This is a genomic window from Mesorhizobium sp. M7A.T.Ca.US.000.02.2.1, from assembly GCF_003996995.1.
Lineage (GTDB): Bacteria > Pseudomonadota > Alphaproteobacteria > Rhizobiales > Rhizobiaceae > Mesorhizobium.
The window spans coordinates 1-13,114 of sequence record NZ_RZTT01000146.1; the positions used below are offsets into that span (position 1 = coordinate 1).

Sequence of the window (13,114 nt, forward strand, 5' to 3'; positions counted from 1 at the left end):
GCAATTCAGCCATCCGGCGGGCGGCGGCGCGGGCGGCGAGCCGGCGCGGTTCAAGCAGGATGATCTTGCCGGTGCCGAGCCAAGGCGTGTCAAGCAGCGCCAGCGGCACCAGCGTCGTCTTGCCGGCGCCCGGCGGCGCAACCAGCACGGCGCTGTTGCCATGGCCGAGCGCTTCCCTCAGCGCCGGCAGCACGGCGGATACAGGAAGCTCCGGCAGGGGTTTTGTGGTCATGGCGCCCGCATATCAGCGGTTACGGCCACGGCGCAACCAGAGTCGGTTCAAAGCCGGGTGCGCGAAAACGGGTTCCAGCGCACGGTGCCCAGCCGCGCTTCCTCCCGAACCATGGTCAAAAGGCCGGCGCCGCCAACGACCGCTAGGCCAACCAGCGACAGCCCGTCCGGATATTCCTGGAAGAACAACGCGCCGAGGATCACCGCCCAGGCGATCTGCGAATAATGGGTCGGCGCGACGCGGTTGGCGGGCGCGTATTTCATGGCCAGCAGCTGCAGGAATTGTCCACCCGCGGTGAAGGCACCGGCCATTGCCAGCCACAGCAACTGCTTCCCGCTGGGAACAGTAAAGGCGGTGGCGGCGGCACCGATGCCGTTGAACAGCAGGCCGCAACCGACCAGCACGCCGAGCATGGTGGTGCGCTTTTCCTGCTGCGCCAGCGAGCGCATCAGGATGACGCTGGTGGCCGCGAGGAAGGCAACGCCGAAGGCGGCAAAATGGCCGAGATTGAGTTCGCGAAAGCCAGGCCGCACCACCAGCATGACGCCGGCGAAACCGGCGACCACCGCCAGCCAGCGCCAGGGGCCGACCTTCTCCTTGAGGATCACCGTGGAGAGAATGGTGACGCAGAGCGGCGCCAGGAAGATCAGCGCATAGGACTCGGCCAGAGGAATGGTGGTGAAGGCGTAGACGCTGAGCACGCCGGAAGCGATACCCGCCCAGGCACGCGCCTGCACCGCCCATGGCCTTTTGGTGCGCCAGAAATCGCGCCAGCGTTCGCCCGCAGGTCGCGTGAAGAACAGGAAGAAGCCCGCGAACAAGGTTATGAAAAAGCCGATCTCGAAGATCGTGAGCTGACCGCCCAGGCTTTTGACAACGGCATCGCTGCCCGAATAGCTTGCGTAGGCGATCAGGGCGAGCAGGATTCCGTTCGTCACGTTGTTCCAGTTCCGGGGAGAGAGTGATTTGAAAATCCTGGCGCTCGGTGCCCATCCGGACGACATCGAGATCTTCATGTTCGGTACGATGGCCGCCTATGCCGCGCAAGGCGCAGAGCTCACTTTTGCCATGGCCACGGATGGTGCCAGGGGCGGCACGAGTGATCCCGCTGTTCTCGCTCGTGTCCGTCGCGATGAAGCAACGGCCGCGGCTGCGCTGGTAGGCGCAATGCCACGCTTCCTTGACTTCCCGGACGGCGAGTTGGTGGCCGATGCAGCGCTGATCGGAGCTCTGAAAGCACTGATTGGTCAAACCGGGCCGGATCTGGTGATCACGCATGCGCCCAACGACTATCATGCCGACCATCGCGCGCTGTCGGACGGCGTGCGCATCGCGGCGTCTTTCGCCGTCCCGGTGCTGCATGCCGACACGATGGGCGGCACCGGTTTTTCGCCGACGCACTATGTCGACATTTCCGCCCATGCCGACGTCAAGGCCGAGGCGATCCGAATGCATCAGTCGCAGGATCCCGACCGCTTCGTAGACATCGCGCGGACACAGAACGCCTTTCGCGCCGGCCAGTGCAACGGCGCGCAAGGCTCCTCGGCCGAAGCCTTCCTCTTCGTACCGTCGTTCCCGTTCGCCGATATCCGTATGCTGCTGCCGCCGGCACCGCCGATCCGGAAGGTGATGGTGAGCACCAGAAGGGTCGGTTGAGAAGCCGAGGCGACCCCACGTCCTGGTCACAATCGGCCTGAACAGCTTCGGTAAGCCGACCGCGAGCCGCGCTTCTCCAACGTTTTCAGACATCGCGATAAGCATGCTGCGGCGCAGCAACGAATTCGCTTGCTTTGTTTAGTAAAAATTGCATCACTAAACAAATTACTAAACATCCGCAGCGTAACAGCGCAGCCATGTTTGGGCCCCTGAGGAGAGGGGTTGAGGGCTTTTTGAAACCGTCATCCGGGCGCGTTTCGCAAATGGGAGGAAGTCATGAAATCGAGCTTGAAACTGGCGTTTGGACTGACCTCGGCGATCACAGCGTCGACAGCCGTCTCGAACGTCGCGCACGCTGAAGACCTGACGCTGTGCTGGGCCGCCTGGGACCCGGCCAACGCGCTTGTCGAACTGTCCAAGGATTTTACCAAGGAAACCGGCATCGGCATGAAATTCGAGTTCGTGCCATGGACCAACTATGCCGACCGCTTCCTCAACGAGCTCAACTCGCACGGCAAATTGTGCGACCTGATCATCGGCGACAGCCAGTGGATCGGCGGCGCTGCCGAGAACGGCCATTACGTCAAGCTGAACGACTTCTTCGACAAGGAGAAGATCAGCATGGACGATTTCGTGCCGGCAACCGTCGTCGGCTATTCGGAATGGCCGAAGAACACGCCGAACTACTGGGCGCTGCCGGCCATGGGCGACGTTGTTGGCTGGACCTACCGCAAGGACTGGTTCTCCAAGCCGGAGCTGCAGAAGGAATTCAAGGAGAAATACGGTTGGGATCTCGGCCCGCCGACCACTTTCGACCAGTTGAAGCAGGTCGCCGAGTTCTTCCAGAAGCGTGAGATCGACGGCAAGACCGTCTACGGCGCCTCGATCTACACCGAGCGCGGCTCGGAAGGCATCACCATGGGCGCCATGGACGTGCTCTACAGCTATGGCTTCCAGTACGAAAACCCCAAGAAGCCCTACGAAATGGAAGGCTTCGTCAACTCCGACAAGTCGGTGAAGGGCCTGGAGTTCTACAAGGCGCTCTATGATTGCTGCACCCCGCCCGGCGCGTCGAACAGCTACATGGGCGAAGGCGTCGACGCCTTCAAATCTGGCCAGGTGGCGATGCACATGAACTTTGCCTTCACATGGCCCGGCCTGCAGAAGGACGAGAATGTCGGCGGCGACAAGATCGGCTACTTCGTCAACCCGAAGGGGCCTGACGGCGAGCAGTTCGCCCAGCTCGGCGGTCAGGGCATCTCGGTGGTGTCCTATTCCGACAAGCAGGAGGCGGCGCTGAAATACATCAAATGGTTCGCCAACAAGGACGTGCAGGCCAAATGGTGGTCGCTCGGTGGCTATTCCTGCCTCAACGCGGTCGTCAAGGATCCGAAGTTCCCGGCCAGCCAGCCCTATGCGCAGACCTTCCTCGACTCGATGGCCATCGTGAAGGACTTCTGGGCCGAGCCGAGCTACGCTCCGCTGCTGCAGGCTTCGCAGAAACGCTTCCATGACTATGTCGTCGCCGGCCAGGGTTCGGCCAAGGATGCGCTCGACGGCCTGGTCAAGGACTGGACGCAGGTCTTCCAGGATGACGGCAAGATGTAACCGGCTCCTCCCGAGCTAGGCCCCTGAGCCGGATGATTTCAGGTCGGATCGACCAGAAATCATCCGGCTCTAGGAATAAGGAGAGAGAGCATGATGTCATCCGAAAACCGCTTCACACTTTTCGGCATCATGCTCTTGGTCCCGTGCCGACCTTGGCACGGGACGCAGTTCAGATAAATTCCATGACAGAGACGACCAAGTGACCGAAGCAGGACTCACCATGCTCAATCGGACCGCGGAGAACGTTGCCCGGGCGACGCCGGAGCCGTTGGCCCGCAAGGTCCGGGGCATCAGCGACAAGGGCCTCGCCTGGCTGTTCATCTCGCCGACGATCCTGTTGCTGCTGGCCATCAACATCTTTCCGCTGTTCTGGGCGATCTATCTGTCGTTCACCAACTACCGCGCCAACCGCCCGAACGAGGTGGTGAAGAACCTCGGCTTTGCCAACTACCAGCGCATCCTCGGCGACAAGGATATCTGGATCGCCATGCAGACGACGGCGCATTTCGTGTTCTGGACCATCCTGTTGCAGACGCTGATCGGCTTCACGCTGGCCTGGCTGATCGACAGGAAGTTCCGCGGCCACGCCTTCTGGACGACGCTGATCCTGGTGCCCATGATGCTGTCGCCGGCGGTGGTCGGTAATTTCTGGCGCTTCCTCTACGAGCCGCAGATCGGCCTGTTCGCCTACGCCATATCCTTCGTCACGAGGATCCCGCCGACCGATATCCAGATGCTCTCCAACGTGTCGCTGGCGCCCTGGTCGATCATCATTGTCGATACCTGGATGTGGACACCCTACGTGATGCTGATCTGCCTCGCGGGCCTACGCTCCATCCCCGAATACATCTACGAGGCGGCCGAGGTCGACCGCGCCTCCAACTGGCGGCAATTCTGGTCGATCACGCTGCCGATGGCGCTGCCCTTCATCATGCTGGCTGTGCTGTTTCGCGGCATCGAGAACTTCAAGATGTTCGACATGGTCAATCTGTTGACCGGCGGCGGGCCGGGCTCGACCACCGAGGTCGCCTCGATAACGCTGAAGCGGCAGGCTTTCGAAAGCTGGCGCACCGGCTATTCCTCGGCCTTCGCAATCATTCTTTTCGTGGCGGTGTTCGGTCTGGCCAACATCTACGTCAAGGCGCTGAACAAGGTGAAGCAGAGATGAGCCTGACCACAGCCCATTCGGTCGTCGCACCGAGCAGCAACTCGAAACGGATCGCCGGCACGATCATCGTGCTCTACGCGCTGATCTCGATCGTGCCGCTGCTGTGGATCTTCGCCACCAGCTTCAAGACGCCACCGGATTCGATCGCCTATCCGCCCAAGATCCTGTTCCAGCCCAGCCTTGAGGGCTACTGCAATCTGTTCACGACGCGGACCCGGCAGACGCCGGAATACATCAACTCGCTGGGCCCGGCGACGGGCTTCTGCGACGAGACCACGCGCAAGCGCAACATGGTGATCGCCGGTCCGTCCAACTTCCTGCCGCGCTTCGTCAATTCGCTGATCATCGCCTTCGGTTCGACTTTCTGCGCCGTCTTCCTCGGCACGCTGTCGGCCTACGGCTTCTCGCGCTTCAAGGTGCCGCTCGCCGACGACCTTTTGTTCTTCATCCTGTCGACGCGCTTCATGCCGCCGATCGCCGTCGCCATTCCGATCTATCTGATGTACCGCGAGCTTGGCCTGTCGGACACGGCGCTCGGCATGATCCTGCTCTACACGGCGGTCAATGTTTCGCTGGCGGTGTGGCTGCTGAAAGGCTTCATCGACGAAATCCCGCGCGAGTACGAAGAGGCGGCGATGATCGACGGCTATACGCGGCTGCAGGCCTTCTGGCGCACCGTGCTGCCGCAAGCGACGACCGGCATTGCAGCGACCGCGATCTTCTGCCTGATCTTCGCCTGGAACGAGTATGCGTTCGCGGCACTCCTGACCTCGGGCACCGCGCAGACCGCGCCGCCCTTCATCCCAACCATCATCGGCGAAGGCGGCCAGGACTGGCCGGCGGTCGCGGCCGGCACGACGATCTTCCTGGTGCCGATCCTGGTCTTCACCATTCTGCTCCGCAAGCAATTGCTGCGCGGCATCACCTTCGGCGCGGTGCGCAAATGAGCATGACCAAGCCTCAGAAACGCAAGTCGCGCTGGCCGGTCTGGGCCAGGCGCGGGCTGATGGAAAACATCGCCACGGCGCTGATCGCCATCGGCTTCCTGATGCTGTTCCAGCCCTTCGCGCTGTCGCTCTACACCTACTCCTTCATCACCATGCTCGCCGGCACCGTGATGTTCATCATCGTCTCGAAATTCCCGGAATAATCATGGCCGAAATCCGCGTCCAGCACCTGAGAAAGGCCTTCGGCGATTTCGTCGCCGTGCAGGATTCCAACTTCGTCGTCGAGGATGGCGAGTTCTTCGTCATGCTCGGGCCGTCGGGCTGCGGCAAGACGACGACCTTGCGCATGATCGCCGGGCTCGAGCTGCCGACTGGTGGCCAAATCCTGCTCGGCGGCGACGACGTCACCATGCTGCGGGCCCGCGAGCGCGACATCGCCTTCGTCTTCCAGCTGTTCGCGCTCTATCCGCACATGAACGTGCGCAAGAACATCGGCTTCCCGCTGTTGGCGCAAGGCATGCCTTCGGCCGAGATCCGCACCCGTGTCGAGGAAACAGCAAAACTGCTGCGCATCGATCATCTGCTCAACAAATCCGTCTCCGGACTTGCCGGTGGTGACCGCCAGCGGGTCGCGCTCGGCCGCGCCATCGTGCGGCGGCCAAAATGCTTCCTGATGGATGAGCCGCTCGGCACGCTCGACACCGAATTCCGCGATTTGATGGTCCATGAACTGCGCGAACTGCACAACCGCATCCGTGCCACGACGGTCTATGTCACGCACGACCAGATGGAAGCGATGTCGATGGCCGACAAGATCGCGGTGATGAACCATGGCGTCATCGAACAGTTCGGAAGTCCACGCGAAATCTACGACCGCCCGGCGACCATGTTCGTCGCCGACTTCATCGGCTCGCCGCCGATGAATTTTCTGGGTTTTGGCGGCGGGCTGGCCAAAGGCGCCAGGGAGATCATCGTGCAAGGTGCGAAGGTCGCGGTGCCGGAGGTGCGCGAGGACATCGCGCCCAGCGACATGGCCCTTGGCATCCGCCCGGAGCACATACGCTTCGACGATGCTTCCAAGCTGCGCGGTGCCATCTACGGCACCGAATATCTCGGCACCACGCAGATCGTCGCGGTCGAAACGGCGGACGGTATCATCAAGGCACGCGTGCCGGCCGAAATCCGGCTCTCCACCGGCGACCATGTCGGCCTGACGCTGAGCAGCGCGCGGCTGTCGCTGTTCGAGAAGGGATCGGGCCGCGCGGTGAGAACCGCGATCCACGATGTCGCCTCGGAGCGGAGGGCCCAGCATGGCTGAGGTGCACATCAAGAACGTGACCAAGAGTTTCGGCGACCATGTCGCCGTCGACGGCCTCGACCTGCACATAGCAGATGGCGAGTTCGTCGTGCTGCTCGGGCCGACGGGGGCAGGCAAGACGACGACGCTGCGGCTCATCGCCGGTTTGGAACGGCCGGATTCCGGCATGATCGAGATTGGGGGCCACAATGCCACGACACTGTCGCCGGCCGAGCGCGACACGGCCTTCGTTTTCCAGCAATATTCGCTCTATCCCCACCTCTCGGTGTTCGACAATCTCGCCTTCCCGCTGCGCTCGCCGGCGCGGAAAATGCCGGAGGACCAGATCCGCCGCCGAGTCGAGGAGGTGGCGAAGATGGTGCGCATCCATCACAAGCTCGCCAACCGCTCGACCAAGCTTTCGGGCGGCGAAATGCAGCGCGTCGCCATCGGCCGCGCGCTGGTGCGCAAGCCTTCGATCTATCTGATGGACGAGCCGCTGTCGTCGCTCGATGCCAAGCTGCGCGGCGATCTCAGGCTCGAGCTGAAGCGCATCCAGACCGAACTCGGCGCCACCATGCTTTATGTCACGCATGATCAGATCGAGGCGATGACCATGGCCGACCGTATCGGCATCCTCACTGAGGGCGTGCTGGTGCAGATTGGTTCGCCGCGCACCATCTATTCCGAGCCGGCAAACCTTCATGTCGCGGCAAGGCTCGGCCAACCGGCGATCAATCTTCTGCCGACCGGACTGCTGCCTGACGGCGGCGCACCGGCCGGGACCAAGACGATCGGCGCGCGCACCGAACATCTTTCGATCGCGAAGGCTGCGAATGGTCATGCCGACGGCATCGTCGACTGGGTCGAGCATCTCGGTGATCAGAACCATTTGCATGTGACGGTGGGGACCAAGAAACTGGTGACGCTGACCGATCCCGACACGGATCTGGCGCAGGGCGACAAAGTGGTGATCCGCTACCGGGCGCCGCTGTATTTCGGCGCCGATGGACAGCGATTGATGTGAGCGGTTTTCGGTGATTCAGCACCGGTTTTGACTTTGCCAGTACGGGACGAATTCGATGAAGCACTTTTTCAATCGCAGGGAAACGATCGTCACCGAGGCGCTCGACGGCCTGTTGCGGACCATCGGATCAGGCGATCTCGCGCGCCTCGACGGCTATCCCGAGATCAAGGTCATCCTGCGCGCCGACTGGGACAAGACGAAAGTCAGTGTCGTCTCCGGCGGCGGGGCCGGGCACGAGCCGTCCCATGCCGGCTTCGTCGGCAAAGGCATGCTGACGGCGGCGGTCTCAGGCGAGATCTTTGCCTCGCCGAGCGTCGAAGCCGTGCTGGCCGCCATTCGCGCAGTCACCGGCCCGGCCGGCTGTCTGTTGATCGTCAAGAACTACACCGGCGACCGCCTCAATTTCGGCCTGGCCGCCGAGAAGGCGCGCGCCGAAGGATTTCATGTAGAGATGGTGATTGTCGCCGACGACATCGCGCTGCCGGACATCAACCAGCCGCGCGGCGTTGCCGGCACCTTGTTCGTGCACAAGATCGCAGGCCATCTGTCGGAGGCCGGCCATGATCTGGCATTCGTTGCAACGGCCGCTCGCGCGGCGGCGAAGGATATCGTTTCGCTCGGCATGTCGCTGTCGTCCTGCTCGATCCCCGGCCAGCCGCACGAAGACAGGTTTGGCGAGAACGATGGTGAACTCGGCCTCGGCATTCATGGCGAGCCGGGCGTCGAAAGGATTGCGGTGCAGAGTGCCGACAGACTGGTGGCGATCATGGTGGAGCGCCTCGCGGCACGGCTTGATCCCGAGGCCACCTACGCCTTGCTGATCAACAATCTCGGCTCCGTGCCGCCGCTCGAAATGTCTGTCGTCGCCAATGCGGTGCTTGCATCGCCGCTGGCCAAAACCATCAAGCTGACGATCGGCCCGGGCCCGCTGATGACGGCGCTCAACATGAACGGCTTCTCGCTGTCGCTGATCCGGCTGGATGCGGCGCGCGAAACCGCCTTGCAGGCGCCGGTCGGTCCGCACGCCTGGATGCCGGCAAAGCCGGTTGTTTCACCTGCCGTCGTGCCGATGGCGAAAGCGGCCGGACAGAGCGCGGCACGCAAGCCCAGCCAGGATGCGCGGACCCGCTCTCTTCTCGTCACCATCTGCGAACGGCTGATCGCGCTCGAAGCGACTTTGAACGGACTGGACGCCAAAACAGGCGACGGCGACACCGGTTCGACCGTGGCGACCGGCGCGCGCAGTGTTCTCGAGCGGCTTGATACACTACCGCTTGCCGAGCCTGCAGCCACCCTTGGCGCGATAGGTGACATACTGAGCGCGTCGATGGGCGGCTCCAGCGGCGTGCTGCTGTCGATCTTCTTCACCGCCGCGGCGCAAGCTCTGGACAGCGGCGCGAACCTGGCCAAGGCGCTGCTTGCCGGCCTCGAGCGAATGACTTTCTATGGCGGCGCAAGGATAGGGGATCGCACCATGGTCGATGCCCTCGAGCCAGCCCTCAGAGCGCTCGATGCCAGGAGCCTGGACGAAGCGGCTATCGCGGCTCGACGTGGCGCCGAGGCCACCGCTGCCATGGACAGGGCAAAATCCGGGCGGTCCGCCTATGTCGGCAGCAAGCTGCAAGGCGTGGCCGACCCCGGCGCCTATGCAGTGGCCGAGGTTTTCGCGGCGGCGGCCGCGCTGCATGAAGCGGCCTGATTCATGCTCCAGTTGTCGAATGAGCGTTCTTTCGATACTGCGGGCGGCATGGAAACCGGAAATGCGGGTGACATGGCGGCGTTGAACCTTGCCAGGCTGATCGCGGCCGCTGCGGATACCATTGCCGCTCACGCCGAGGAGTTGACGGCGCTCGACCAGGCGATCGGCGACGGCGACCACGGGCTGAACATGAAGCGCGGCTTCGAGGCCGTGCGCGCGGAAGCCGAAGCATTTTCGGCCAAACCGCTGCACGATGCCTTGAAGGCGATCGGCACCAAGCTGGTGATGACGGTCGGCGGCGCCTCCGGCCCGCTATTCGGCACCCTGTTCCTGGCGCTCGGCAAGGAGATTTCAGCGGCGCCTGATCGCGCCAATCTGACGGCGGCGTTCGGCAAGGCGATCGAAGCGGTGGCAGCACGGGGCAAGTCGCAGGTTGGACAAAAAACCATGCTCGACGTGCTGCAGCCGGTGCATGACGCGTTGCTGCAGGGAAAGACGGCGCCGGAAATCGCAGGTATCGCCGATGCGGCCGCCGAGGCGACCGTGCCGATGAAGGCCCTGCGCGGCCGTGCGTCGTTCCTTGGCGACCGGTCGATCGGCCACATGGATGCCGGTGCACGTTCGACCGCGCTTCTGGTGCGCACGATCGTCGAAACGCTGGAAGGTCAGCCATGAGCAATGTCGGCATCGTCATCGTTTCGCATTCGCCGCTGGTTGCCGAGGGCACGGCCGACATGGTGCGGCAGATGGTGGGCGACGAAGTGCCGCTTGCATGGTGCGGCGGAAACGGCCATGGCGGGCTCGGCACCAATGTCGAGGCGATCATGGGCGCCATCGACAAGGCCTGGTCGGAAGCCGGTGTCGCCATTCTGGTCGATCTCGGCGGTGCCGAGACCAACTCGGAAATGGCGGTGGAGATGATCGGCGAGCCACGCTCGCACAAGATCATCGTCTGCAACGCGCCGATCGTCGAAGGCGCGGTGATGGCGGCGACCGAGGCCTCCGGCGGCGCCTCGCTCAGGGAAGTGGCGGCGACGGCGCATGAATTGTCGCCGTCGTGAGTGAACGGGAACTTTGAAGACATGTCCGCATCCGCCGAAGCGACCGTTGTGATCACCCATGAGGTGGGTCTGCACGCGCGTCCTTCGGTGAAGTTCACCAAGCTGGCCAAGAGCTTTGCCGCCGAGGTGGAAATCGCGCTGGCTGCCAACGGACCATGGTTCGACGCCAAGAGCATCGTCAAGGTGATGGCGGCCAAGGCGCCGAAGGGCACGGTGCTGCGCATCAGGGCCAACGGTGACGGCGCCAATGATGCCGTCGACGCGCTGGTCGAACTGGTGCGGCGCGATTTCGACGAGGGCGCGGACCATGCCCGAACCGCTTAGGATTAAAGGCATTTCGGCCTCGGCCGGTTATGCCGAAGGGCCGCTCTTCGACCTCGACCAGACTGTCGGCTCCTATGTCGGCAAAGAAACAGCCGACGATGAGAAGGCCGCGCTCGAAGCCGCAATCGGCATCGCCACGGGCCGTCTCACTGCAATGATCGGGATGGCCGAGGGCGATGCCGCCGACATTCTCGAGTTTCAGATCGCCATGCTGCAAGACGATGCGCTGAGCAGCCCGGCCTTTGCCGCGATCCGCACCGGCCTGCCGGCCGACACTGCGTGGCGGCAGGCGCTTAACGCTGAAATCTCCGGCTATGATGCTTCGGAGCAGGATTACTTCCAGGCGCGCGCCGCCGACATACGCGATATCAGGGACCAGGTGCTGCGGGCTCTGTCAGAGGTTGGCAACGTCGAGCCGCCCGCCGGCGCCATCTTCTATGGCGAGGATATCGCGCCGACGCGTTTTCTCGAAACCGACTGGAGCAGCGGCGGCGGCATCGCGCTGAGGGCGGGCAGCACGGCCAGCCATGTCGCCATGCTGGCGCGCTCGCGCGGCGTACCCATGATCGTCGGTCTCGGTGCTTCGCCGGCTCATCTCGCCGGCATCGCCCTGCTCGACGCCGAACATGGCGGCATCGTGGTGTCGCCCTCCAGGACCGAAATCGCCGCTTTTCGGCAATCCTGCGCGTCGTTCTCTGCGCGCCGCAACCAGGCCGGGACATTCCTGGCGCGGCCGGCGGTCACCAAGACCGGCACGGCGGTGCGGGTGCAGGTCAACATCGCCGACCCGTCCGAGGTCGACGGCATCGATATCGCCACCTGCGACGGCGTCGGCCTGATGCGCACCGAATTCCTGTTCGGCAAGACGCTGCCGGACGAGGGGACACAGTACCGGGCCTACCGCAAGGTGCTGGAATGGGCTGGTGAAAAACCGGTGACGATCCGCACCGTCGATGCCGGCGGCGACAAGCCGGTGCCCGGCTTCACCGTCGAGGAGAGCAATCCGTTCCTCGGCCTGCGCGGAATCAGGCTGTCGCTGGCAAGGCCGGAGGTATTTCGTGTACAGATCCGGGCACTGCTGCGCGCCGCGGTGCACGGCAATCTGAAAGTGATGTTTCCGATGATCGCCATTGTGGAGGAATACCGACAGGCAGCGGCGATGTTCGCCGAGGAGCAGGCCGCACTTGCCGCGCGCGGTATCGCGAGCAAGATGCCGTCGCTCGGCATCATGGTCGAGGTGCCCTCGGTAGCGATCGTGCCGGAAGCCTTTGCTGATGCCGCCTTCTTCTCGATCGGCTCCAACGACCTCACCCAATATGTCATGGCGGCTGCCCGCGACAACGCTGCCGTGGCTCATCTCAATTCGGTCCGTCATCCAGCCGTGCTGCGGCTGATCGCTGCCGTGACCGCGTTTGGCGAACGGGAAAAAATACCGGTCAGCCTGTGCGGCGATGCCGGCGGCGATCCCGCCTCGATACCGTCACTGCTCGAGGCCGGCCTGCGCGATCTTTCCGTCGCTCCGGCGCAACTCGCCATGGCCAAGGCGGCCATCGCGGACGTTTCTGTCTAGGCGCGGCATGGTCGACAGGACACCCGAACCCGGTTCCGAAGTGGCGATCCGCGCCTACAAGACGATCCTGTCGCAGGTTATCGACCAGCGCCCATCCGGCATGCGCCAGCGCCTGGCCGATGCGCTCGGCAAGCACCGCAGCTTCGTCACCCAGATTTCCAGTCCTGCCTATTCAATTCCGATCCCGTCTAAACATTTGCCGGCTATATTTTCGGTCTGCCATTTCAGTCCGGTTGAGCGCGATCAGTTTCTCGCCGCCTACCATCAGGCGCATCCGGGGAAAATTTCGGTCGCGGCAGGCATGCGCAAGACGCGGCATGTCTCGCTTGTGGTGCCGGATTTCGGCGACGACAGGCAGAACGCCGCACTCGACAAAGCGGTGAACGACTTTATCCAGAAGATCACCAGCATCACCGGCAAGGGTAGCTGATCGAACTCTTTGTTTTACGCAATTCCGGAAAAACGCGACACACTTTTCCTGGAATTGTTTGGAAGGCCTATTTCGGAGGAGACGATCGTGAAGAA

At 63.1% G+C, this 13,114-nt stretch carries 15 protein-coding genes; 13 read left to right on the forward strand and 2 right to left on the reverse strand.

Going from position 1 to position 13,114, the window contains the following annotated elements; all coding sequences use genetic code 11:
- The coding region (locus EOD15_RS15715; RefSeq protein ID WP_148129560.1) for a hypothetical protein at positions 1-232 on the reverse strand (232 nt) is incomplete at its 3' end.
- Positions 233-279: 47 nt separating this feature from the next.
- Positions 280-1,170, reverse strand: coding sequence for a DMT family transporter (locus EOD15_RS15720; protein WP_127320727.1), 891 nt, complete (start codon positions 1,168-1,170; stop codon positions 280-282).
- Positions 1,171-1,198: 28 nt separating this feature from the next.
- Between EOD15_RS15720 and EOD15_RS15725 the strand changes: the two genes are divergently transcribed.
- The 13 genes from EOD15_RS15725 (at position 1,199) to EOD15_RS15785 (ending at position 13,019) form a co-directional block, all read left to right on the forward strand.
- Positions 1,199-1,888 (forward strand): PIG-L deacetylase family protein, encoded by a 690-nt coding sequence (locus EOD15_RS15725; RefSeq protein WP_127320728.1) that lies wholly within the window; start codon positions 1,199-1,201, stop codon positions 1,886-1,888.
- Between the two features lie 276 nt (positions 1,889-2,164).
- A complete protein-coding gene (locus EOD15_RS15730) occupies positions 2,165-3,496 on the forward strand; it encodes an ABC transporter substrate-binding protein (RefSeq protein WP_127320729.1) in 1,332 nt (443 codons plus the stop codon).
- A gap of 220 nt (positions 3,497-3,716) precedes the next feature.
- On the forward strand, positions 3,717-4,664 hold the full coding sequence (locus EOD15_RS15735; protein ID WP_032901495.1) for a sugar ABC transporter permease: 948 nt from the start codon (positions 3,717-3,719) through the stop codon (positions 4,662-4,664).
- Entirely contained in the window at positions 4,661-5,611 is a 951-nt protein-coding gene (locus tag EOD15_RS15740; RefSeq protein WP_013528079.1) for a carbohydrate ABC transporter permease, read from the forward strand. Before EOD15_RS15735 ends, EOD15_RS15740 begins: the two co-directional genes overlap by 4 nt.
- On the forward strand, positions 5,608-5,814 hold the full coding sequence (locus tag EOD15_RS15745; protein WP_127320730.1) for a hypothetical protein: 207 nt from the start codon (positions 5,608-5,610) through the stop codon (positions 5,812-5,814). Before EOD15_RS15740 ends, EOD15_RS15745 begins: the two co-directional genes overlap by 4 nt.
- A gap of 2 nt (positions 5,815-5,816) precedes the next feature.
- On the forward strand, positions 5,817-6,929 hold the full coding sequence (locus EOD15_RS15750) for an ABC transporter ATP-binding protein (RefSeq protein WP_127320731.1): 1,113 nt from the start codon (positions 5,817-5,819) through the stop codon (positions 6,927-6,929).
- A complete protein-coding gene (locus tag EOD15_RS15755; RefSeq protein WP_127320732.1) occupies positions 6,922-7,935 on the forward strand; it encodes an ABC transporter ATP-binding protein in 1,014 nt (337 codons plus the stop codon). Before EOD15_RS15750 ends, EOD15_RS15755 begins: the two co-directional genes overlap by 8 nt.
- 55 nt (positions 7,936-7,990) lie before the next feature.
- On the forward strand, positions 7,991-9,634 hold the full coding sequence (locus EOD15_RS15760; RefSeq protein ID WP_127408616.1) for a dihydroxyacetone kinase subunit DhaK: 1,644 nt from the start codon (positions 7,991-7,993) through the stop codon (positions 9,632-9,634).
- Positions 9,635-9,706: 72 nt separating this feature from the next.
- The gene (gene dhaL / locus EOD15_RS15765) at positions 9,707-10,309 is read left to right on the forward strand and encodes a dihydroxyacetone kinase subunit DhaL (protein WP_127322764.1); all 603 of its coding nucleotides are present in this window, start codon (positions 9,707-9,709) and stop codon (positions 10,307-10,309) included.
- A complete protein-coding gene (gene dhaM, locus EOD15_RS15770) occupies positions 10,306-10,695 on the forward strand; it encodes a dihydroxyacetone kinase phosphoryl donor subunit DhaM (RefSeq protein ID WP_127289926.1) in 390 nt (129 codons plus the stop codon). The genes dhaL and dhaM overlap by 4 nt, the downstream gene beginning before the upstream one ends.
- Before the next feature lie 21 nt (positions 10,696-10,716).
- Positions 10,717-11,019, forward strand: a complete 303-nt coding sequence (locus tag EOD15_RS15775; RefSeq protein WP_127322763.1) for an HPr family phosphocarrier protein — start codon at positions 10,717-10,719, stop codon at positions 11,017-11,019.
- Entirely contained in the window at positions 11,003-12,589 is a 1,587-nt protein-coding gene (gene ptsP, locus EOD15_RS15780) for a phosphoenolpyruvate--protein phosphotransferase (protein ID WP_127408617.1), read from the forward strand. Before EOD15_RS15775 ends, ptsP begins: the two co-directional genes overlap by 17 nt.
- Positions 12,590-12,596: 7 nt before the next feature.
- Positions 12,597-13,019 carry a hypothetical protein gene (locus EOD15_RS15785; RefSeq protein WP_127323088.1) on the forward strand — a complete coding sequence of 141 codons (423 nt, stop codon included), beginning with the start codon at positions 12,597-12,599 and terminating at the stop codon, positions 13,017-13,019.
- Positions 13,020-13,114: the final 95 nt, after the last annotated feature.